This is a genomic window from Actinokineospora xionganensis (assembly GCF_014323725.1).
In the GTDB taxonomy this organism is placed as follows: Bacteria; Actinomycetota; Actinomycetes; order Mycobacteriales; family Pseudonocardiaceae; genus Actinokineospora; species Actinokineospora xionganensis.
Genome location: NZ_JABVED010000007.1, coordinates 221,522 through 243,512, shown reverse-complemented (window position 1 = coordinate 243,512; position 21,991 = coordinate 221,522). Strand labels below are relative to the sequence as shown.

Here is a 21,991-nt window from a genome sequence, read left to right as displayed (position 1 = left end):
GGGACTCTTCGGGCCGGGGCTGACGCAGGTCCGTGGAAATCAGGTGTGCTCGGAGCCTGGTCGCACTTAACCGCCGCAGGTGGATCAACTGCTGACCGCCGTTGGGCGGGCTGCCCTCCGGGCGATGTTGTCGCCGGACTTTCCCGACGTCGCCGAGCTTCGGGCGCAGGTGCGGTGGGCGCGGGCCGTGGGGTGCTGTGGCTGTGAGCCCGACGATCGACCTCAAGGTCACCGAGCCCGCGCTGGAATCCGCGTACTGGTTCGAATAAGTCTGTTCTTTAGGACCGAAGCTGTCCGGAAGGTCTTCTATCGTTTTCAGTAACAGACAACGAGGAAGGCCAACGAGATGACCATCGCTCAGACCACCCCGACCCTGACCGGCGAGCGCGCGGACCTGCTGCAGACCCTGGGCAAGCACCGGGGATTCCTCCTCTTCACCGTGCAGAACATCACCGAGGAGCAGGCCAAGCTGCGCACCACGGTGAGTGAGCTGACGCTCGGTGGGCTGATCAAGCACGTCGCCGACGTCGAGGAGAGCTGGGCGCGGTTCATCGTCGAGGGGCCCGCCGCGATGGCAGGCGGGAACGAGGACTGGGCGAACGGGCACCGGTTGGTGGAGGGGGAGACGCTGGCCGGGGCGCTTGCCCGGTACCAGGAGGTGGCCCGCAAGACCGACGAGATCGTCGCCTCGCTGCCCGATCTCGATGTCGACCACCCGCTGCCCGAGGCGCCGTGGTTCGAGAAGGGGGCTCGGTGGTCGGCGCGGCGGGTGTTGTTGCACATCCTCGCGGAGACGTCGCAGCACGCCGGGCACGCGGACATCATCCGGGAAGCCCTCGACGGCCAGAAGAGCATGGGCTGACCCACCCACGAGTCGCCCCATCGGGCACGTGTGTCGCACGTTCGGAACGCGCGAATGTCGAACGCGGTTGCCGGAAGGGGCGACTCAGTTGCTGGGAGGGGGCGACTCGCCGGTGCGGGGGTGGACTGGGGGTGGGCGGGGGGCGAGACTGGGGGTGTGGCGGAGACCAGGTTTGGGAGTTGCACGCTTTGTGAGGCGCTCTGTGGTCTGGAGTTCCAAGTGGACTCCGGGCGGGTGCTCTCGATCAAGGGCGACCGGCTCGACCCGCTTTCCCGTGGACATATCTGTCCCAAAGGCGTTGCCCTCCAAGACCTCCACGAAGGTGAGCGGCTGCGCACCCCCGTGCGGAAGACCGCCGACGGGTGGGAAGAAATCTCGTGGGACGAGGCGTTCGATCTGGTTGTCGAGCGGCTGGCCGCCATCAGGAATGAGCACGGGCGCAACGCCGTCGGGGTTTATCTTGGGAATCCGACGGTCCACAGCCTTGGTGCGCTGACTCACGGCACGACGTTCCTGTCTCTCCTCCGCACCCGCAACCGTTTCTCCGCCACCTCGGTCGATCAGTTGCCGCACCAGTTGGTCGCGTCGCTGATGTTCGGGCATCAGTTCCTGATTCCCATCCCGGACATCGACCGCACCGACTTCTTCCTGGTCATCGGCGCGAATCCGATGGTGTCCAACGGAAGCATCATGACCGTCCCCGACTTCGCCCGGCGTCGGGCGGAGTTGCGGGAGCGGGGTGGGCGGATGGTCGTGGTCGACCCCAGGCGCACGGAGACGGCGAAGATCGCCGACACGCACCACTTCATCCGGCCGGGCACCGACGCGGCGCTGCTGTTGGCGATGGTGGGAGTCGTCCTGGAGAAGGTGGAGGGCTACGACGAGGTGCGGGAGATCGTCGAGCCGATCACGGTGGAGTGGGCCGAATCCGTCACCGGTGTCACAGGAATCCGTGCGCTCGCCCAGGAATTCGCGGCCGCGGACACCGCGGTCGCCTACGGCCGGACGGGTGTCTCGACGCAGGCCCACGGCGCGGTGTGCCAGTGGGCGATCCAGGTCCTCAACGTCATCACCGGCAACCTTGACCGGCCCGGAGGCGCGATGTTCACCAAGCCCGCGGTGGATTTGCTGCGGATCACGAGCGCAGGCGGGCGGGACCGGTGGCGAAGCTCGGTGAGGGGTCTCTCGGAGTTCGCGGGTGAGCTGCCGGTGGCCGCGCTCGCCGAGGAGATCGGTGGGATACGGGCCATGGTGGTGTCCGCGGGCAACCCCGTTCTGTCCACTCCGGACGGCGGGAAGCTCGACAAAGCCTTGTCCACCCTCGACTTCATGGTCGCCGTCGATCCGAAGATCAACGAGACCACCAAGCACGCCGACGTGATCCTCCCTCCGACCACCGCACTGGAACGCGACCACTACGACCTGGTCTTCCATGCCCTCGCCGTCCGCAACACGGCCAAGTTCTCCCCGGCGCTGTTCCCCAAGCCCGCGGGCGCCCGGCACGACTGGGAGATCTTCCGCGAACTTGGCCTGCGCTACGCGAAGCGGTTCCGGGACAAGTGGTTCAAGGCGCAGCTGCTGCGGCTCTCGCCGACCCGGATCGTGGATCTGTTGCTGCGCACCGGATCCCGCAAACTATCCCTGCGGACACTGAAGAAGCACCCGCACGGCCTGGACCTGGGACCACTCACCCCGCGCGGCTTGGACAAGCTCGACATAGCCCCGAAGTTCCTCGCCGACGCCGCCCGCGAAGTCGGGAAAATGACCGCGCCGCAAGGGCTGCTGCTGATCGGACGCCGACACCTGCGGGCCAACAACTCGTGGATGAACGACATCCCCCGCCTGACCAAAGGCAAGGCCCGCAGCCACCTGCTCATGCACCCCGACGACCTGAAGGGGCACGGTCTAGGCGACGGCGATTCGGTCAGAGTGCGGTCCGCCGCGGGCGAAGTCACGGCCACGGTCGCCGCGACGGAGGACATCATGCCCGGCGTCGTCAGCCTGCCGCACGGTTACGCGGAGGTCAGCGCCAACGACCTGACCGACCCGGCCGTGCTCGACGTGAGCGGGAACGCCGTGCTCAACGGCGTTCCCGTCACCGTGTCAGCGGCCTGAGTTCAACCGGCTCGACGCGATCCGCACGAGCGGCTGGTAGAACGATCCGAAGATCCGCGGCAGCGCGTCGATCGCGTAGGCGTCCGCGCCGATGAGGATGCGGGCCCGGTCGCGCTTGACGCCGTTGAGGATCGTGCGGGCGGCGCTCTCCGGGGACGTCATGGCGACCTTGTCCAGCGCCTTCACGAACGCGGCGGCGTCGTCCGGGTTGGACACCCGGCCGTTGCGGGCGATGTTGGTCTTGATCCCGCCCGGGTGCACACACGACACCCCGACCTTGGTCCCCTCGATCTGCATTTCCTGCCGCAGCGCCTCGGTGAAGCCGCGCACCGCGAACTTCGCCGCGTTGTACGCGCTCTGCGTCGGCACCCCGATCAGCCCGAACACGCTGGAGATGTTCACCAGGTGCCCGCGCGAGGCGACCAGGTGCGGCAGGAAGGCGCGCGAACCGTGGGCGACGCCCCAGAAGTCGACGTCCATGATCCATGCCATGTCCTCGTCGGTCATCTGCGCGACCGTGCCCTGCAGCGCCACGCCCGCGTTGTTGATGACCAGGTCGACCTTGCCGAAGTCGGCGGCGACCTGCTCGGCGTGGGCGTAGATGGCGTCCCGGTCGGCGACGTCGAGTTTGTACGTGCGGACCTCGCCGCCCGCCAGGGTCGCGGTCTCCGCCAGCCCGGCCACGTCGATGTCGGAGGCGGCCACCTTGGCGCCCTCGGCGACCAGGGCGACGACGAGCGCCCGGCCGATGCCGGAGCCCGCGCCGGTGACCACTGCGACCTTGCCCGCGAACGACCTCACCGACGCCTCCCGAAGTTGTTGACTTTCGAGTAACTTACTTGAAGTAAGTTAGCTGGGCAAGGGTCTCGTCGACCGATGCCGCCGGGTCGACCACCGGAAACTGGACCGCCCGCACGGTTCGCTCCGGGTCGACGACGAGCGTCGCCCGCTTGAGCCGGTCGACCCCCGCGGCCCGGAACGTGGGCAGCCGCAGGCCCGCGGCCAGTGCCAGGTCTTCGTCCGAGAGCAGGGTGAACGGCAGGTCGACGTGTTCGGCGAACGCCCGCAGCTGGTCCGGCCGCTGGGTGCTCACGCCGTGGACCGCGGCGCCGAGTCGGTCGAAGTCGGTGAACCGGTCGCGATACGTCGTCGATTCAAGGGTGCACCCGGCCGCCCCGGGGATGTCGGTCCAGCCCGGCGGATAGCCCTGCCCGCCAGGGGCGAAGGCGCCGGGGAAGCAGTACAGGACCGTCCAGCGCCCGTCGACAGGCTTCATCGGTTCGCCGCGGTCTGACGTCAGCGTCAGCGTCGGAATCCTGCGGCCCACCAGGCCGTGTACCCGAGCGGCCTCCGTCGAAGTCGGCGTGGTGGTGGCGGTGAGCGAGCCATCGCCGGTGACGTGACGGGTTCCCCAGTCCTGCAACGCGATCAGCACCGGCAGCAGCCCGCGGCCGGCGTCGGACAGGTGGTATTCGAACCGCGGCGGGTGTTGGGAGTACTGCCGTCGCTCGACTACTCCGTGCTCCACCAACGCTTTGAGTCGCTCGGTGAGCGTCTTGCGGCTGACCGCGAGTTCGCGCTGCAAGGCGTCGAACCGGGTGATGCCGCCCGCGATGTCGCGCACGACGAGCAGCGTCCACCAGTCGCCCACCACGCTGAGCGCCTGGGCGATCGCGCAGTCGGCGTCGGAGAGTTCGGTGTGCTTCATGCTCCTCGCTTCGCGGATGCTGCCACCACTATAGTGCGTTCCGAATGGGAACTCACTTACTGGGGGTGGCGGTGTTCTGGCGATATTGGTCGGCCATGACGATCAGCAACACGGGGACGGCTGTGACGACCGTGGCGCTGCCCCTGGTCGCGGTGAGCACCATGGGCGCGTCGGCGTTCGAGGTCAGCCTCATCACGGCCGCCTCCTATCTGGCGTGGCTGCTGATCGGCCTGCCCTCGGGAGTGATCGTCCAGCGCCTGCCGCTGCGCGAGACGCAGGTGGCGATGGATCTCATTCGGGCCGTGGCGATCGGCTCGATCCCGGTGGCGTGGTGGCTGGACCGGCTGACCCTGGCCCACCTCATCGTGACCGCGCTGGTGATCAGCCTGGCGAACGTGCTCTTCGATGTCGGCAACATGACGTTCCTGCCGCAGATCGTCAGCCGCGACGAGCTGACCGCCCGCAACAGCCTGGTCTCCGGCACGCACTCGGTCACCAGCCTCGGCGGACCCAGCCTCGCGGGCGTCGTCGTCCAACTCGTGGGCGCCGTGCCCACCCTGATCATCGACGCGGTCAGCTTCCTGACCTCCGCCGTCCTGCTGCGGGGCCTGCCCAAGGCGAGCGCTCCCCGGGTCGAGGACCGGCCGGGCATGGCCGCGATGATCCGCGAGGGCTGGCGGTTCGTGGTCGGACATCCGGTCATGCGGCCGTGCATGTTCGCCGCGACCACGAGCAACTTCGCCAATGGCGCGTTCATGGCACTCATCCCGGTGTTCCTGGTCCGGGACCTGTTCGCCTCACCGGTGCTCGTCGGCCTGCTCATCGCCGCGGATGGCGTCGGCAGCCTGCTCGGCGCGGCGCTCGCGCCGTGGCTGATCGGCCGGTTGGGCAGCGCCAAGGCGATCATTGTTGGGTCCGCGGGCGGCGCCGCGCTCGCCCTGCTGATGCCGCTGGGCACGGGCGTCTGGGGGATGGTGCTCTTCGCGCTGGGCAACATCGGGTTCGGTGCCGGAACTGTGGTCTTCAGCATCGGCGCGCGGACGCACCGGCAGGTCGCGAGCCCGCCTGAGCTGCTGTCCAGGGTCATCGCGACCGTGCGGTTCGTCTCGTGGGGCGCCATCCCGGTCGGCGCGCTCGCGGGCGGCGTGGTCGCCACCCTGGCGGACACGCGCACCGCCCTGATCGTGTTCTGCGGAATGACCCTGGTGGATCCGGTGTTGCTGTGGTTCAGCAGGGTTCGTCACCTGCGCGAGCTGGCCGAGGATCCGGTTCCTGTTTGATACGCGAGGGGTGTGTCAGGCGAACAGGTCGACGGTGGTGCGCTCCGCTGCGCGGTGGGCGTCGAGACGGGCCGGGTCGGCGTTGCTGACCTGGACGATCGAGCCGCCCACCGCCAGCGGTGCGACCAGCGCCGCGAGCAGCCCATCGGGCATCGCCCACTCCCGCGTGCACAGAACCCGGGCCCCCGCACCGTATTCGGCGCCGAGCAGCCGCGCCGCGGCCAGCACCTCGTCCACAGTGGACCCCAGCAGGGCAGGCGTCGAGCCGTCCACACTGGACCCGAAGTAGTCGTCGCCGAACATCCGGGCCTCGCCGACGAAGTCGGTCACCCCGTCGGTGGACCCGCCCAGGTCGCGTCCCATCGGGTCCAGCGACACCGCCGCGACCACGCCTGCCCCCGCCTCGCCGGGCGCCACGAACGTGACCACCGGGTCCTCGTCGGTGATGTGCGCGCCGCACCACCACGCGCCCAGCAGGATGCCCGCGGTCTGCCAGTGCGCGGGCAGCCGCACCGACACCGGCGTGCCCGGCTCGACGTCGTGCTCCTCGACCAGCCAGTTCGCCGTCTTCGCCGCCCAGTTCGTCACCGTCGCGACGGACAGCTCGACCCGGCTGCCGACGGTGTCGTCGTAGTGGGTGATCAGCGGTTTCGCCGAGGCCGCACGCAGCGGACGCAGGAGGAGGTCGGTCAGGCTCACAGGAAACGTCTCCGGTCAGTCGATGCAGTTCGGCGCCACGAGCGCGGTGCGCCGCGGTGCGGGTGCGCCGAAGTCGAGCAGGCGGCCCCCACCAAGGTTCTCACCGACGGTCGACGGCTGCGCGGGGGCGGGCGGCGGGTTGGCCGTGGCGAGGCCGCTGATGTAGGCGTGCACCGCGGCGAGGTCGACGGTGATGATGCTCTGCCCCCGGTCGTTGCGCGCGCCCACGCCGGTCACCGGGATCGTCACGAACTCCACCGCGCCCGACGCCAGCGCCTGCGCCTGGTTCACCAGGTCGAGGAAGTGCAGCCCCGGGTCCATGACCACGGTCTTCGCCACCGCGCCCTCCAGCGCGGTGAGCTTGCCCGGGTCGCCGAGCGTCCCGCCGCTGAGCACCTTGTTCATCGCCGAGGCCAGGAACGTCTGCTGGCGCACGATCCGGTCGAGGTCGCCGCGCGGCAGGCCCTTGCGCTGGCGGACGAACGCCACCGCGTCACCGCCGCGCACGGTCTGCGGGCCCTTGCGGAAGTTCGCGCCGGAGTCCGGGTCGCTGGTCGAGTGGTTCAGGCACACGTCGACGCCGTCGATGGCCTCGGTGAGCAGGTAGAACCCGTAGAGGGTGACTTCGACGTAGTGGTCGACGCGCACCCCGGTGAGGCCCTGCACGGTCTGCACCAGGGCGGTGCGGCCCGCGTTGTCCGACTCGCGTTCGATCTTCTCCCGGTCGCGCTCGCCGCCGTCGACCATCCGCCGCGCGTGCCGGGCCTTGATGACCCCGTACGCGCCGTTGATCTTCTCCTCGCGGTAGTCCGGGACCTTCACGTAGGTGTCGCGCGGAATGGAGATGGCGAAGCTCTTGCCGCCGTTGCGGGGCAGGCGCAGCAGGATCAGGGTGTCGGTGTTGATGGTGTCGGTCGCCTCGGTGCGCAACTCGCGCAGCACCCGCGCGGACAGGGGCCTGCCCTTGAGGTCGGTCCGGGTGTCGTTGCCGACGACCAGGATGTCGTTCGCGCCGTCGTCAGCCGAGGGGGCGTCCGGCCCGGCCGCCGCTGCGGCGATCGCGTCGGTCGTGTTGACGCTCTCCTGCAGCGCGTCGACCCGCGACCACACGAATCCGGTGCCCACCAGCGCCGCGGTCGACACCAGCGCCAGCAAGACCCGGCCGAGCACCAGCCACGGGCGTCGCCGCGTCCGCTCCGTCACTTTGTGTCCCCAATCGACCGTGTCCACGCCTGGTCGCAGCCTAGTTGGACACGCAGCGTGATGACCCCTAATTCACGCAGTTGAGGCCGCCCGCCTCGATTTTCGGTGGCGGGTTGACCGACGAGGTGGTGGACGGGCTCGACGATCCGGTCGGCGTGGGCTGCAGCCGCAGCATCGGCGCGTGCCGCAGCGAGTCGCCTGCCTGGTAGCTGGTGCCGAGCACGATCCGCACCCGCTGCGCGCTCAGCGTCCGGTCCTCCTCGAACACGAACGGGCCCGCCAACACCGCCGCGATGCTCTTGGCCGTGGCGAGTTCGCCCGCCGCGTAGCGGATGACGGAGCCGATCTGCTCCGGGCTGTCGCCCACCTGGCCACGAGTGAAGCCGCGCCCGCTCAGCTCGTCGAGCACGACGCCCGCCAGGCCCTTGGTCTTCGACCCGTTGCGCACGTCGACGATGACGCCGTTGGTCGACGACGGCGTCGCCGACGTGGTCTCCGGGAACGGGTCGCTGCTCGACGGGGTGGTGGTCGCCGTCGGCCTGCCCGAGGTCGGCCGGGTCGGGCCGCCGGTCCGCTGCTCGACGAACTCGTGCACCTTCGCCGGGTCGACCTTGATGACGTCGGCGCCGCCGATCTTGGCCGGGCCGTCGTTCGGGATGGTGTGGAACTCGATGTTCCCGCCGCTGAGGCCCTGCATCTGCGAGGCGAACTGGGACAGGTTCCAGTTCTTCGACAGCACCACCGAGCGCTGGACAGCGCCGATGAGGTCGCGCGCCCGCGACGGATTGGTGAGCATGTCCGCCGACAGCACCTTGTCGGCCAGCGCGGCCAGGAAGACCTGCTGGCGCACGATCCGGTCGAGGTCGCCGTTGGGCAGCTCGTAGCGCTGCCGCACGAACGACAGCGCCTCCTTGCCGGAGATGACCTGGCGGCCCGCGGCGAAGTTCGCCCCCGACTTCGGCTCGCTGACGGCGTTGTTCAGGCACACCTCGACGCCGCCGATGGCCTTGGTGACCTCGTAGAAGCTCGCCAGGTTGACCTCGGCGTACCGGTCGATGGTGACCGCGTTGCCGACCAGTCGCTCGATCGTGGAGATGAGGTTCTTGCGGCCGATGACGGTCGCCTTGGTCTCGAGTTCCCTCGGGTCGGTGACACCCTGCTCGCTGAGCGTCTTGCGCGCGTCGGTGTAGGCGTAGACGAACGCGGAGTTGAGCTTGTGCTTGCCGAATCCCTCGCCGACGTCGACCCAGGAGTCACGCGGGAAGGAGAACGCGATCGCGCGCCTGCCGTCGACCGGGATGTGCACCAGGATCATCGTGTCGGTGTTGCGCTCACCGTCGACCTTGCCGCCGTTGAGCAGCTGCAGGACTTCCTTCGGCAGCGGGTTGCCGAAGGCGTCGGTGCGACTGTCCATACCGACCAGGAGCATGTCGATGGCGCCGTCGAGCGGTGTCGGCTGGTTGCCCACCTTCTCGGCGATGACGTCGGTGGTGACGGTGTGGTCGTCGACGTCGCCGAAGGTCCACCAGCCGTACCCCATCGCGGCCAGCACGACCATCGAGGTCAGCAGCGCGAGGGTCCGGCCGAGGATCGTGCCGAACCATAACCAGGGACCGGGAGAAGCCTGGGCGTCGGCGGACTCCGCGACGGGCGCCGCCGCGGTCTCCACGCCCCCTTGCGCACGCTCGGTCACGAGCCGCCCTCCCCAAACCATCCCGTCCATCCTCAGATTACCCAGAGGCCACCCGGATGGCTCTTGGCCCTCACGTCGATTACCCGCATGAGTGGGCGCTCATGCCGTTTGGCATGACAGACTCGGGGCCTGTACAGCGAGAGGATCGGTGGAAAGCGACATGCGGGTGCTGGTCACGGGTGGTGCCGGATTCATCGGGTCGCATTACGTGCGGCAAGCCCTGTCAGGTGTCTACCCGACGCTGGTCGACGCCGAGGTCGTGGTCCTCGACAAGCTGACCTACGCCGGCAACCGCGAGAACCTCGCACCCGTCGCCGACAGTGACCGGCTGCGCTTCGTGCGGGGCGACATCTGCGACGGCGAACTGGTCGCCGAGACGATGGCCGGGGTCGACCTGGTCGTCCACTTCGCCGCCGAGTCCCATGTCGACCGCTCGATCGCCGGGTCCGCGGAGTTCGTCCGCACCAACGTCCTGGGCACCCAGACGCTGCTGCAGGCGGCGCTGGAGGCGGAGGTCGGCCGGTTCATCCATGTGTCCACCGACGAGGTGTACGGATCGATCGACGAGGGATCCTGGCCCGAGACCCACCCGCTGGAGCCGAATTCGCCGTACTCGGCGTCGAAGGCGTCCTCGGACCTGCTGGCCCGCTCCTACTTCCGCACCCATGGGCTCCCGGTGTGCGTCACCCGGTGCTCCAACAACTACGGGCCGTACCAGTACCCGGAGAAGGTCATCCCGCTGTTCACCACGAACTTGTTGGACGGCAAGAAGATCCCGCTCTACGGCGACGGACTCAACGTGCGCGACTGGCTGCACGTCGACGACCACTGCCACGGCATCCAGCTCGTCGCCGACGGCGGCCGCGCGGGCGAGATCTACAACATCGGCGGCGGCACCGAGCTGACCAACCGTGAGCTGACCGCTCTGCTGCTGGAGGCGACCGGCGCGGATGACTCGTTCGTGCAGCCGGTGATCGACCGCTTGGCCCACGACCGGCGCTACTCGGTCGACATCACCAAGATCTCCGAGGAACTCGGCTACCAGCCGCGGGTTCCGTTCGCCGAGGGTCTGGCCGCGACCGTGCGGTGGTATTCGGAGAACCGCGGCTGGTGGGAACCGCTGAAGGCCGGAGGCTGAGCGTGGCTCTGGAACTCCTCGTACCCGGCGGGACCGGGCAGCTCGGCGCCGAGATCGCCGCGCTGGCAAGCGACTCCGTGGCCGTGAGCGCCCCCGGCTCGGCGACGCTCGACGTCACCAGCACCGGCGCGGTCATCCGGGCGGTGGCGGAACTGGCCGACCGGGCCCGCGCCGAGGGGCGCAAGCCGGTCGTGATCAACGCCGCCGCGTACACGGCGGTCGACCAAGCTGAGAACGACCACGCGCGAGCGGTCGCGGTCAACGCCGACGGTCCGCGGGTCCTCGCCGCCGCCTGCACGTCTCGCGGGGTACCGCTGATCCACGTGTCCACGGACTATGTGTTCCCCGGGGACGGGACCGAGCCGTATGAAGTGGACAGTCCGACCCGGCCGCAGTCGGTGTACGGAATCACCAAGCTCGCCGGGGAGAACGCGGTCCTCGCCTCGGGCGCGCGGGCCTGGGTGGTCCGCACGTCGTGGGTGTATGGGGCGCACGGCAACAACTTCGTGAAGACCATGGTCCGACTGGAGGGTCAGCGCGACACTCTGTCCGTTGTGGACGATCAGGTGGGTTCGCCGACGTGGACCGGCGATCTGGCGCGCGGACTTGTCGAGCTGGCGGGCAAGATCGCCGCCGGAAACGCTCCCACGGGTCGAGTGTCGCACTGCACGGGAGCGGGCGAGGTGACCTGGTGCGGCTTTGCCCGCGCCGTCTTCGAAGAGTTGGGCGCCGACCCGTCTCGGGTCCAGCCGATCACGACCGCGCAGTACCCGACGCCCGCCAAGCGCCCCGCGTACTCGGTGCTGTCGCCCACGTCGTGGGCCGAGGCGGGACTCACCCCGATGCCGCAGTGGCGCGAGTCCCTGGCGCGGGCGTTCAAGGAGAACGCGGCGGCGTTCAAGCAGTAGCCGTGTGGTGGTCGGCGACACGGGTCAGCAACTCGTTGAGCTGCGCTCGTTCGGCGGCCGACAGCGGCTCCAGTAGCTCGTCCTGCGCGTCCGCGACCACCCGGTCGAGTGCGCGCAGCTGCTTGAGACCCGCTTTGGTCAGCCGCACGATGTTGCGCCGCTTGTCCACCGGATCCGGCGCGCGTTCGATCCACTCCCGCTCCGCGAGGTCGGTGACGCAGGCCGTGACGTCGCTGCGGTCCAGCCCGCACCGCCTGCCCAGGTCCGCCTGGCTCGCGGGCCCGAACTCGTCGAGCGCGGCCAGCATCGAGTAGTGGTAGCGGCGGGTCGCGGCGCCCGCCAGATGGGCGGCGACGAGGTTGCGTGCGGTGATGGCGTTCTGGTTGATCAGCCAGCTCGTCAGCGAACGCAGCCTGCCCGGTGCCGAGCGAGTGTCCATGCCGAACACCGTAAACGCTTGACGGTGGCCGCGGCCACTCGCTAACGTTGGCAATGCCAACGTTGGTGATTCCAACGAAATGTCAGAAGGAGAGCTTCGTGAGCGTCATCGAGGATCGCGCGGCCATCACCGACCTTGTCTCGCGTCTCGGCGCGTGCCTGGACGACCACCGTTTCGACGACCTGAAGGAACTGTTCGCGGACGACGTCACCGCGGCGACGCCAGGTGGTCTGGCGCGGGGTCGGGACGCGGTGATCGCACAGGCGACCAGGAATCATGGCGAGTACCACCGCATCCAGCACTTGATCACAAATGTGGTGGTCGACCTCGACGGAGACCGCGCCGCTGTGCGGGCCAATCTGCTTGGGACCTTCGTCGACTCGGCCGCTCGGGTCGTGCTGGAAATGGGTGGGATCTACCGCTTCACCGCTCGTCGCGACGGAGACTGGCGGCTCGCGAGCATCGCTGTCGACCGGATCTGGCGCACCGAGTCCTAAGTGGACTGGTAGGCCGCGATCGTCAACTCGGCGCAGCGTCGCCATGTGTGTGCGGCCGCGTGGGTCCGTCGCGCGGACATGACCGCGGGTGAGGGCGGATTCTCGAGTGCGGCGGTGAGGGCGACGGCCATCGCTTCCTTGTCTCCAAACGGAACCAGGGTGGCGTGGCCGCCTGAAACCTCGCGCAACGCCGGGACGTCGGAGCACACCACCGGTACGTCGCAGGCCATCGCCTCCAGTACCGGCAACCCGAAACCCTCATCACGCGAAGGCAGCACCAGCGCGCTGGCTCCTGCCACCACACCCCGAAGATCCACTTCGGAAAGATATCCGGTCGAGATGACGCGCTCCGACCCAACGGTGTGACCAGGCCCGGCCAGTACCAGCGGTGGCAGTGAAGGTGTGGCCGCATGGGCGTCAAGCAGCCAGCTCAACGCCTTGCGTGGGCCGGCCGCGCCGACGAACAGTAGGTATTCCGACGGGAGTCCGACTCGCTCCACCAGGGACTCGTTCGGTGGGCGGGCGGCGAACCACTGGGGGTCGACGCCCAGGGGGGTGACCCGCACCTTCGAGTCCGAGACACCCAGGCGCTCTACTACCCGTTCGGCGACGGCCCTGGTCGGGGTGCAGATGACGTGTGCCCGCCGTGCCGAAAGCTGGACCAGTTCCGGGAGTTCGGCGTCGCTGGGTGGTAGGTCGCCGGGGTAGTCCAGGAATGCGAGGTCGTGGATGGTCAGCACGCCCGCCGCCCGGAACGCCGCCGGGAGCACGAAGTTGGTGCCGTGCACGACATCGGTCAGCCCGGCGAACAGCTCGACCGGGGGGAACGAGCCGCGCAGCCAGGCCTTGCGCAGCAGTCGGGCGGGCACGGGCATCCCGCGTGCCTGTGAGCCGTGGGGCAGGACGTGGCGAAGCTTGCGCCAGCCGCGCAGGGTGAACGCCACCGCGCGCATGTCCACATCCGGTGAGGACGCCAGTTCCTCGGCCAGTGCGGCGGTGTAGCGGCCGATGCCGGTGCGCGAGCCCAACAGCGGCGTGCCGTCGATGAGGACCCGAATCGGTCTGTCAGCCATCTCCGCGCCCCCCGCGTCCGGCCATCCGCTGACGGGCGACCCGGCGGACCCGGCCCGCGGCGCGGCGGGCCAACTCGGTCGCGCCGCCGCCGTCGAGGTACTCGCGGACCAGCGCCAGGTCCCGGCGAACCGTGCCCGCGGCGCCCAGGGCGGGTTTGCGCACCAGGGGTTCCGAGCCCGGCAGGCGGTCGGTCGCCGGGCGCGGGTCGCGGCAGAAGGCGGTCAGTGGGGCCAGCACGTTCTCCCAGGTGAACCGCTCGCGCACGGCGGCGATGCGTTCCTGGCAGGCGGCGGCGAACTCGGCGTCGTAGAGCACCCGCTCCAGGGCGTCGGCCAGTGCGTCGGTGTCCTCGGCGGGCACCACCACGCCCAGCTTCTCCTGCCGCACCAGGTCGGCGAACGAGTCGCCGTCGGTGGTGACGATCGGCAGGCCCGCCCACAGGTAGTCGAGCACCCGGGTGCGGAAGGCGAACGTGGTCTCGACGTGCTCGTAGTGCGTGGTGACACCGCAGTCGGCGTCGAGCAGCCAGTCCTGCCGCTGCTCGTAGGGCACCCAGGTCTCGTTGAAGAAGACGTGCCTGCCGGTCAGGTCGAGCTGCCCGGACAGCGCGCGCACCCGGGCGCCGATGTCCATCTCCGGCACCTCGGGATTGGGATGCTTCATGCCCAGGAACATCAGCCGCACGTCCGGGCGTCGCCGGGCGAGCACGCCGATGGCGCTGACCAGGGTCAGCGGATCGAACCAGCTGTAGACTCCGCCCGCCCAGAGCACGACCTTGTCGCCCTCGGCGATGCCCGGGACCGCGCCCTTCATCGGCGACTTGCTCTGCTGTGGCGGCTTGCCGGACAGCCCGAACGGGACGACGTCGAGCAGGGAGCGCAGCGTCGGGTCGTTGTCGTAGAGCGCCGGGGTGAGCCTGCCCAGGGAGAGCAGGTGGCCCAGCCAGAAGTGTCGCTGCCGCTCGGAGGCGCAGATGAAGAAGTCGCCGCGGTCGAGCTGGTTGTTCATCACTTTCGTGGCACCGACGAGATCCAGCTGACGTTGTTCGTCTGTGTTGTTGCCCTCGTCCTTGCCCTGCTCCAGCAACTCCAGGTGCATCGGGTCGTAGACGTCGCAGATGACGATCTTGCTGGAGTCGGCCTTCTTCAGCGACGGCACCAGTTCCATCGCGTGACCCTGCAGGATCACCACGTCCGCCCAGGTCACGTGCGACTCCAAGTCGCGCCGCTTCGACTGCGCCACAGGGAAAGCCGCGGGCGGCGGGGCGCACACCGGGTTGACCGTGACCAGCCGGACCTCGTGCTCGGCCGACAGGACGTCGGCCATGTTCCACGCGCGGATCGCCGGACCGGCCATCCGCTCTGACACCGCGTCGCCGGTGATCACCAGGACCCGCCTGCGCGCACCGAACGCCTGCTCCAGCCCGAACGCCTCGACGATCGCCTCGTGCGCGGCGAGGTAGCGCGGCAGCGGGTAGGCGGGCTCCATCGCCTTGCGCATCAAGGGAACCAGGTCGGCGTCCGAACGCACCCGGGCGGCCTGCTCGACCGCGCGGGACGCCGCCAGCGCGGGCAGCATCTCGACGAACTGGTCGATCGCCAGCATTCCCGCGAGCGCCGTGCGGGCGATCGGGACGGTCTCCGAGCCGTCACCTCGGCCGCGGCGGGTGATCTCGAGCTGAGTCGGGTCGATCTCGCCGCGCGCGGTCGCCCGGCGCACCGCCAAGGCCAGCGCGCCGGGCAGCGCCTTGGCCAGCGTGGCGTCGGAGAGGTTCTTGTAGAGCGCCGCCAACGCGTTGCGCTCCAGCAGGTACAGCTCGCGGGACTGGTCCTTGGTGTCCACTTCGGACATGGAGGCGTGGTGGCGGTGGTAGGCCAGCGACTTGGGCTCGTAGCGCACCCGCCAGCCGCGCAGGTTCAGCCGCCAGCCGAGGTCGACGTCCTCGTAGAACATGAAGAAGCTCTCGTCGAACCCGCCCAGCTCGCGGTACACGCCCGCGCGGACGAACATCGCCGAGCCCGTGGCGAACAGGACGTCGCGCGGGTCGTCGTGGCTGCCGTCGTCCGGGGTGCCCGCGTGGCGCTTGTAGCCCATGCCGAACCAGGTGAGACCCGCGTCGACGAAGTCGATGTTCGCGCCGTCCCAGTCGAGGACCTTGCTGGCCACGGCGGCGACGTCGGGCTGCTCGGTGAGCACCCGCACGGCCGCGCGCGCCCACTGCGGGTCGGGCCGGGCGTCGTTGTTCAGGAAGGCCAGCACGGAGCCTTTGGCGTGTTCGACGCCGAGGTTGCAGCCGCCCGCGAAGCCGAGGTTGTCCGGGGACTCGACCAACTCGACGCCGTCGACCGCCCGGATCTTCTCCGCGCTGCCGTCCCCCGAGGCGTTGTCCACGCAGATGATCTGCAGGCGGTCGGCCGGGTAGTCGAGGTCCGACTTCAGCGACCGCAGGCAGGTCAGGGTGTCGTCGACTCCTCGGTAATTGACGAGTACGACCGACAGTATGGGCAAGGCCCCCTCAGCCACGCTGTCTCCTCCCGGGTTGCTCCTGGGGACAGGGTGCCTTATCGGAGGGCCGTCATGTCGCCCGACTGGCGAACTGGTGTCGCCAGACCCGCGATCGGGTGGCGCGGTCGGTGTCGATCTTGTTGCGGGCGATCACCGTCCTCGGCAGCCGAGCGGCCACCTGGCCCAGCACCCGCAGTCGCAGACCCACCCGGAAGTTGGCCTCCGGACCCACGTTTCGCCTGGTCGGGAGCACCGCGGTGAGCGCGGCGAACCGGGCCAACTGGGTGAGCGCGACGCCCAGCGGGGCACAGCGAAGCAGGGTCAGCAGGCGGTTGCGCTCGTTCCACAGGTGGAACCGGTCCGAGCCGGGTGCGGTGCTCGCCCCGTGCAGATGGGTGACGTCGGCCTCGACCGGCACGATCGACCAGCCCGCCAGCCGCAGCCGCCACGACGTGTCGGTGTCCTCGTAGTAGCAGAAGAAGTCGGCGGGGACCCCGCCCACGGCGGCCAGCGCGTCCGCGCGCAGCAGCGCGGCGCCGCCGCAGAAACCGAAGACCGGGCCGGTGACGGCGTCCGCGCCGTGCCCGTCGGCGGTCAGCCGGACGCCGACCGACTGGACTTCGCCGGTGGGGCTGATCAGCCGCGCGCTCGCCGCGGCGGCGCCCGGGTCGGCGTCGAGGGCGTTCTCCATGCGGGCCAGCCAGTCGGGACGGGGGACGGCGTCGTCGTTGAGCCACGCCACGAACTCGGTCTCGGGTTCGACCCCGGCCAGCGCGCCCGCGTAGCCCACGTTGACCGGCAGCCTGCGGACCTCCGGGTCGCTCGGATGGCGGGCGATCACCTCGGCGGTGCCGTCGTCGGAGGCGTTGTCGACCACCAGCGTCCGGTGCGGCCGGGTCTGCGCGGCCAGTGCGTCGAGGCAGGCGGCGAGGTGGGCGCGGCCACGCCAGGTGACCACGACGACCGTCGTGCGGACGTTCACGGCCGCGACGCTACCGGTCGCGGCGGTGCGTGCGATTCTGACCGCGTGCCTGAGCTGGTCGTCCTCACCGAGCAACTGCTGGCGCCGGTCCCGGGCGGCACCGGCCGCTACACCCGGGAACTGGCCGCCGCGCTGGCCCGCACGGCGCCCGCGGGCTGGTCCGTCCGCGGCGTCACCGCCCGCCACGGCGACCTCGCCCCGGCCGTGGTCGGCGGTGTGGCCGGGCCGACCGCCCTCGCGCTGCCCCGGCGCGCGCTGACTCTCGCCTGGGAGCACGGGCTGCCGCTGTGGCCCGGCGGCGAGACCGTGCACGCGCCGACCCCGCTCGCCCCACCCGCCCGGCGTGGCAGGCGGCTGGTCGTGACCGTGCACGACACCGTGCCGTTCACCCACCCGGAGACGCTGACCAGCCGGGGCGCGGCCTGGCACCGCAAGGTGATCCGGCGCGCCACCCGCACGGCCGACGCGATCGTGGTCCCGACCCGGGCCGTCGCGGACGACCTTGCCCGGCATGCCCCCGGACCCGCGCCGGTCCACGTCGTCGGCCACGGGGTGTCCTCGGTGCTCAGCGCCCCTTCGGCGGTGGACCTCGATCTCCCCGGCGCGTACGTGCTCGCTGTGGGCACCGTCGAGCCGCGCAAGGGACTCGACGTGCTCATCGAGGCCATGGCGGCCGTCCCCGGTGTGCCGCTGGTCGTGGCCGGTCCCGCGGGCTGGGGCGGGGTGGACCCGCGCGCCCTCGCCGCGCGACACGGACTGCCCCCCGATCGGGTGCGGGTGCTCGGCAGGCTCAGTGACGAGGAACTCGCCGCCGCCCTGCACGGCGCGACGGTGCTGGCCGCGCCGAGCCGGGCCGAGGGCTTCGGGCTCCCCGTGCTGGAGGCCATGGCGGCGGGTGTGCCTGTTGTGCACTCGGACGCGCCAGCCCTGGTCGAAGTCGCCGGTGGTGCGGGAACGCAGGTGAAACGTGACGACCCGGGTGCGCTCGCCGACGCCCTGCGGACGGTGCTGGACTCCCCGGACCTGGCCGCGTCGATGGTCGAGCGTGGCCGCGCGCGGGCGGCGGGATTCACCTGGGACGGAGCGGCCGAGGCGCTGTGGCGGCTGCACGTGGGTCTGGGCGGTGGCGCGAGTTAATCCATTCGGTAAATCTCCGGCAATCGCACGTCGTACGCTGATCGCCGTGTCCGACCCCACCGTGCTTATCGACGCGACCGCGGTGCCCGCGGACCGCGGTGGGGTGGGCCGCTATGTCGACTCGCTGGTCGCGGCGCTGGCCGCCGACGGCGCCGACCTCAGCGTCGTCTGCCAGCCCCGCGACAGCAGGCTCTACGGCGAGCTCGCGCCCAGCGCGCGGATCGTGCCGACCTCCGAGTCGGTCACCACCCGCACGGCCCGGCTGGCCTGGGAGCAGACCACGCTGCCGCGGCTGGTCCGAAGACTCGGCGTCGACGTCCTGCACTCGCCGCACTACACGATCCCGCTGGCCAACCCGGTGGCGTCGGTGGTGACGCTGCACGACGCGACGTTCTTCACCGACGCGGGCCTGCACCACTCGATCAAGGCCCGGTTCTTCCGCGCCTGGACCAAGACCGCGCTCGTGCGCGCGTCGCGCTGCGTCGTGCCGAGCGAGGCCACCGCGGCCGAGCTGACCAGGGTCGTGCGCGCCGACCCGCGCGCACTCGACGTGATCCAGCACGGCGTGGACACCGACCGCTTCCACCCGCCCTCGCCTGCCGAGGTCGCCGCCGCCCGGGCCGCCATCGGCCTGGGCGAGCAACCCTACGTGGCGTTCCTGGGGGCGCTGGAACCGCGCAAGAACGTGCCCGCGCTCATCCGCGGCTTCGCCGCCGCCTGCGCCGGCCGGGTCGACCCACCCGCCCTGGTGCTGGCCGGGCAGCCCGGCTGGGACCACCAGATCGAACGCGCCCTCGACGCCGCGCCGCACCGGCTGCGAGTCATCCGCGCGGGCTACCTGCCGTTCGAGCACCTGTCCGGGTTCCTCGGCGGCGCCGCGCTGGTCGCGTATCCGAGCCTGGGCGAGGGTTTCGGCCTGCCCGTGCTGGAGGCGATGGCCGCGGGCGCGTGCGTCCTGACGACCCGGCGGCTCTCGTTGCCGGAGGTCGGCGGCGACGCGGTCGCCTACTGCGGTGTCGGCGCGGGCGACATCGCCGCCACCATCAGCGACCTCCTCGACGACCCGGGCCGCCGCGCGGCGCTCTCCGTGGCGGCGCAGCGCCGGGCCAAGGAGTTCTCCTGGGGCCTGAGCGCCGAACGACACCGCGAGGTATACGGCCGGGCCCACCAGCTCCACCGCAGGGGTCGATGAGCCGCGGCCGGGTTGGCGTGCAGAATGTCAGATCGTGACCGAAACCTACGGTGCCGAGATCGCCGTCGTGACCGTGACCTACTCGCCCGGCGAGACCCTGGACCGGTTCCTCGACACCCTCGAGAAGGCCACCACCCGCCCGGTCCACGTGATCCTGGCCGACAACGGCTCGACCGACGGCGCCCCTGAGGCCGCCGCGGCGGCCCGCTCGAACGTCGAACTGGTGCGCACCGGCGGCAACCTGGGCTACGGCGGCGGCGCGAACCGCGGTGTGGCGGCGCTGGACGCCTGCCACGGCTGGGTGGTGATCTCCAACCCGGACGTGGAATGGGAGCCGGGATCCCTCGACGAGCTGATCGCCGCGGCCGAGCGGTGGCCGCGGGGCGGGGCGTTCGGGCCGCTGATCACCGAACCGTCCGGCGCGGTCTACCCGTCGGCGCGCGAGGTTCCCTCGCTGGGCAAGGGGATCGGGCACGGGGTGCTGGGGAAGGTGTGGCCGGGCAACCCCTGGACCCGTGCGTACAAGCAGTCCGCTTCGGACGTGCGCGAACGGGTCGCGGGCTGGCTTTCAGGCTCCTGCTTCCTGATCCGGCGCGAGGCGTTCGACTCGGTCGACGGGTTCGACTCGCGGTACTTCATGTACTTCGAGGACGTCGACCTCGGCGAACGGCTGAGCCGGGCGGGTTGGCAGAACGTGTATGTGCCCTCGGCGAAGGTGATGCACGTCCAGGGCGTGTCGACGGCCAAGGCGTCGACCAGGATGCTCGCGGCACACCACGAGAGCGCCTACCGCTTCATCGCCGATCGACACCAGGGCCCACTGTGGGCGCCGGTGCGGGCCGCGATCAAGGCCGGACTGGCTCTGCGCCTGAAGATGGAAACCCGCTAGGACGTCGAACAGCGGTGGCTAGCCGTCGAGCCGCTGACCGAGCGTAGGCCGGTCCGGGTGCGGCCGGGGCTTCATGGTCGGCACCAAACCGTCCACTTGCTCCGGTGCCTGCGGTGGCCGCGACGACGGCTGTTGCTGTTGTCGCTGCTGCTGCTGCTGCGGAACCGGCAGCCGCTCGGTCGGCCGACCCGGCGAGGCCACCGAAGTCGTGGCGGCTTCCTGGGCGATCGCGGGAAGTTCCTCCCGGCCACGGGTGATCGGGAAGACCATGGTCACTTCCGGGTCCTCATCGAGCGCGTTCACCACAGCACGGGGGATCTGCAGGGTCGCCGAGGCGTCCATCGGTGAGATGGCGCTCTCGGGGGTGACTACGTACGAGCCGCGTGCGCGGGCACGGGCCAGGATGGCGTCGGCGCGCTCACGGGGGTCCATACGGTGGCCTCTCCTGCGTCGCTCGATGTGCTCTGGTCAGAGTATCCCGCCAGTCGCGCCGCGTCATCGTTCCACGGCATCAGATGTAGTCGAGATCGCCCCGGTCGCGCAGGATCTCGGTCAGGCGCTTGATGTCCTGGGCTCGGTCGCGCCTGCAGACCAGGACGGCGTCGTCGGTGTCGACGATGATGAGGTCGTTGACGCCGAGCGTGGCGACCAGTCGGTCCGAGGGGACCACGATGACGCCGGCACCGTCGACCACCACGACGTTCGCTTTGCCGCCCGCGGTGACGAACAGCCTGCCGCCGTCGCCGACATCGGTGCCGAGGAGGTCGCCGAGGGTCTCGAAGTCGCCGATGTCGCTCCAGCCGAAGTCGCCGGGCACGGTGGCGACCAGGCCGTCGGCGGCGGCCGGTTCCATCACCGCGTACTCGACGGCGACCTTCGGCACGGTCGGCCACAGCTCCGCCAGGACCGCCTCCTGCTCCGGGGTGTCCCAGGCGGCGGCGATGGCGAGGATGGGCTTGGCCACATCCGGCCGCCGCGCGGCGAGTTCGGCCAGGAACACGTCGGTGCGCCAGACGAACATGCTGGCGTTCCACAGGTAGCTGCCCGACTCCACGTAGCGGGTGGCCACGTCCTTGGCCGGCTTTTCCTTGAACTCCAACACCTTCTGGATGACCGAGCGCTGCGCGGGCTCGCTGCAGCGCAGGTAGCCATAGCCGGTCTCCGGGCGGGTCGGGGTGATGCCGATGGTCATCAGCAGCCCGTCGCGGGCGCCGTCGACGGCCCGGCCCACGGTGTGGGCGAACTCGTCTCCGTCGGTGATCAGGTGATCGGCGGCGAACGACGCCATCACCGCGCCGGGGGACCGCTTCTCGATCACCGCGGCGGCCAGCGCGATCGCCGCGCACGAGTCGCGGGCGAGCGGCTCGACCAGGATGTTGCGTTCCGGCAGGTCCGGCAGCTGCCGGGCCACACCGGCGGCGTGCGCGGTGCCGGTGACCACCAGCAGGTGCTCCGGCGACGACAGCGGTGCCAGCCGGTCGAAGGTCGCTTGCAGCAGCGACCGGTCGGTGCCGGTCAGCGCGTGCAGGAACTTCGGGTTGCCCGCGCGGGAGAGCGGCCACAGGCGAGTGCCGCTTCCACCGGCGGGCACGACGATGTGCAGTTCGGGTGGCGTCACTTTTACCTGTGTCCTTGTCCCCGGCGTGAGTGGTGGGCCAACTCTAGCCAAC

The 21,991-nt window shown here is 70.4% G+C and carries 20 protein-coding genes; 9 read left to right on the top strand and 11 right to left on the bottom strand.

Going from position 1 to position 21,991, the window contains the following annotated elements:
• The first annotated feature begins 346 nt into the window (after nucleotides 1–346).
• Complete coding sequence (locus GPZ80_RS14695) at nucleotides 347–862, top strand: DinB family protein (RefSeq protein WP_187220903.1); 516 nt, start codon at nucleotides 347–349, stop codon at nucleotides 860–862.
• Between the two features lie 120 nt (nucleotides 863–982).
• Nucleotides 983–2,977: a molybdopterin-dependent oxidoreductase gene (locus tag GPZ80_RS14690; protein WP_312880327.1), complete on the top strand. Its 1,995-nt coding sequence runs from the start codon at nucleotides 983–985 to the stop codon at nucleotides 2,975–2,977.
• Here GPZ80_RS14690 and GPZ80_RS14685 read toward each other — a convergent pair.
• On the bottom strand, nucleotides 2,966–3,778 hold the full coding sequence (locus GPZ80_RS14685; RefSeq protein WP_187220901.1) for an SDR family NAD(P)-dependent oxidoreductase: 813 nt from the start codon (nucleotides 3,776–3,778) through the stop codon (nucleotides 2,966–2,968). The genes GPZ80_RS14690 and GPZ80_RS14685 overlap by 12 nt on opposite strands.
• A 34-nt stretch (nucleotides 3,779–3,812) precedes the next feature.
• On the bottom strand, nucleotides 3,813–4,685 hold the full coding sequence (locus GPZ80_RS14680; protein WP_187220900.1) for a winged helix-turn-helix transcriptional regulator: 873 nt from the start codon (nucleotides 4,683–4,685) through the stop codon (nucleotides 3,813–3,815).
• 44 nt (nucleotides 4,686–4,729) lie between these two features.
• Here GPZ80_RS14680 and GPZ80_RS14675 point away from each other — a divergent pair, with 44 nt between their 5' ends.
• The gene (locus tag GPZ80_RS14675) at nucleotides 4,730–5,965 is read left to right on the top strand and encodes an MFS transporter (RefSeq protein ID WP_187220899.1); all 1,236 of its coding nucleotides are present in this window, start codon (nucleotides 4,730–4,732) and stop codon (nucleotides 5,963–5,965) included.
• A gap of 15 nt (nucleotides 5,966–5,980) precedes the next feature.
• On the opposite strand, the gene GPZ80_RS14670 is transcribed toward GPZ80_RS14675, so the two are convergent.
• The 3 genes from GPZ80_RS14670 to GPZ80_RS14660 form a co-directional block, all read right to left on the bottom strand.
• The gene (locus GPZ80_RS14670; protein ID WP_187220898.1) at nucleotides 5,981–6,664 is read right to left on the bottom strand and encodes a TIGR03089 family protein; all 684 of its coding nucleotides are present in this window, start codon (nucleotides 6,662–6,664) and stop codon (nucleotides 5,981–5,983) included.
• Nucleotides 6,665–6,679: 15 nt separating this feature from the next.
• Nucleotides 6,680–7,867 (bottom strand): LCP family protein, encoded by a 1,188-nt coding sequence (locus tag GPZ80_RS14665; protein ID WP_187220897.1) that lies wholly within the window; start codon nucleotides 7,865–7,867, stop codon nucleotides 6,680–6,682.
• 67 nt (nucleotides 7,868–7,934) lie between these two features.
• Complete coding sequence (locus GPZ80_RS14660; RefSeq protein WP_222719285.1) at nucleotides 7,935–9,560, bottom strand: LCP family protein; 1,626 nt, start codon at nucleotides 9,558–9,560, stop codon at nucleotides 7,935–7,937.
• A 160-nt stretch (nucleotides 9,561–9,720) separates the two neighbouring features.
• On the opposite strand from GPZ80_RS14660, the gene rfbB reads away from it, so the two are divergent.
• On the top strand, nucleotides 9,721–10,698 hold the full coding sequence (gene rfbB, locus GPZ80_RS14655) for a dTDP-glucose 4,6-dehydratase (protein WP_187221007.1): 978 nt from the start codon (nucleotides 9,721–9,723) through the stop codon (nucleotides 10,696–10,698).
• Between the two features lie 2 nt (nucleotides 10,699–10,700).
• Nucleotides 10,701–11,606 (top strand): dTDP-4-dehydrorhamnose reductase, encoded by a 906-nt coding sequence (rfbD, locus tag GPZ80_RS14650; protein WP_187220895.1) that lies wholly within the window; start codon nucleotides 10,701–10,703, stop codon nucleotides 11,604–11,606.
• On the opposite strand, the gene GPZ80_RS14645 is transcribed toward rfbD, so the two are convergent.
• On the bottom strand, nucleotides 11,596–12,045 hold the full coding sequence (locus tag GPZ80_RS14645; RefSeq protein WP_187220894.1) for a MarR family winged helix-turn-helix transcriptional regulator: 450 nt from the start codon (nucleotides 12,043–12,045) through the stop codon (nucleotides 11,596–11,598). The two genes, rfbD and GPZ80_RS14645, sit on opposite strands and share 11 nt — an antisense overlap.
• Before the next feature lie 98 nt (nucleotides 12,046–12,143).
• On the opposite strand from GPZ80_RS14645, the gene GPZ80_RS14640 reads away from it, so the two are divergent.
• On the top strand, nucleotides 12,144–12,542 hold the full coding sequence (locus GPZ80_RS14640) for a nuclear transport factor 2 family protein (protein ID WP_187220893.1): 399 nt from the start codon (nucleotides 12,144–12,146) through the stop codon (nucleotides 12,540–12,542).
• Here GPZ80_RS14640 and GPZ80_RS14635 read toward each other — a convergent pair.
• From GPZ80_RS14635 to GPZ80_RS14625, 3 genes are read right to left on the bottom strand one after another with little or no spacing between them, the layout of a single operon-like run.
• The gene (locus GPZ80_RS14635) at nucleotides 12,539–13,615 is read right to left on the bottom strand and encodes a glycosyltransferase family 4 protein (RefSeq protein ID WP_187220892.1); all 1,077 of its coding nucleotides are present in this window, start codon (nucleotides 13,613–13,615) and stop codon (nucleotides 12,539–12,541) included. The genes GPZ80_RS14640 and GPZ80_RS14635 overlap by 4 nt on opposite strands.
• Nucleotides 13,608–16,139, bottom strand: a complete 2,532-nt coding sequence (locus tag GPZ80_RS14630) for a glycosyltransferase (protein WP_187220891.1) — start codon at nucleotides 16,137–16,139, stop codon at nucleotides 13,608–13,610. Before GPZ80_RS14630 ends, GPZ80_RS14635 begins: the two co-directional genes overlap by 8 nt.
• A 52-nt stretch (nucleotides 16,140–16,191) precedes the next feature.
• Nucleotides 16,192–17,103: a glycosyltransferase family 2 protein gene (locus GPZ80_RS14625; RefSeq protein ID WP_187220890.1), complete on the bottom strand. Its 912-nt coding sequence runs from the start codon at nucleotides 17,101–17,103 to the stop codon at nucleotides 16,192–16,194.
• A 45-nt stretch (nucleotides 17,104–17,148) separates the two neighbouring features.
• Between GPZ80_RS14625 and GPZ80_RS14620 the strand changes: the two genes are divergently transcribed.
• From GPZ80_RS14620 to GPZ80_RS14610, 3 genes are all read left to right on the top strand, one after another.
• Nucleotides 17,149–18,240, top strand: coding sequence for a glycosyltransferase family 4 protein (locus GPZ80_RS14620; RefSeq protein ID WP_187220889.1), 1,092 nt, complete (start codon nucleotides 17,149–17,151; stop codon nucleotides 18,238–18,240).
• A 61-nt stretch (nucleotides 18,241–18,301) separates the two neighbouring features.
• Nucleotides 18,302–19,432, top strand: coding sequence for a glycosyltransferase family 4 protein (locus tag GPZ80_RS14615; RefSeq protein WP_187221006.1), 1,131 nt, complete (start codon nucleotides 18,302–18,304; stop codon nucleotides 19,430–19,432).
• Nucleotides 19,433–19,466: 34 nt separating this feature from the next.
• Entirely contained in the window at nucleotides 19,467–20,321 is an 855-nt protein-coding gene (locus GPZ80_RS14610) for a glycosyltransferase family 2 protein (RefSeq protein WP_187220888.1), read from the top strand.
• 18 nt (nucleotides 20,322–20,339) lie between these two features.
• On the opposite strand, the gene GPZ80_RS14605 is transcribed toward GPZ80_RS14610, so the two are convergent.
• Nucleotides 20,340–20,753 (bottom strand): hypothetical protein, encoded by a 414-nt coding sequence (locus GPZ80_RS14605; RefSeq protein ID WP_187221019.1) that lies wholly within the window; start codon nucleotides 20,751–20,753, stop codon nucleotides 20,340–20,342.
• 79 nt (nucleotides 20,754–20,832) lie between these two features.
• A complete protein-coding gene (locus tag GPZ80_RS14600; RefSeq protein ID WP_312880326.1) occupies nucleotides 20,833–21,939 on the bottom strand; it encodes a mannose-1-phosphate guanylyltransferase in 1,107 nt (368 codons plus the stop codon).
• Nucleotides 21,940–21,991: the final 52 nt, after the last annotated feature.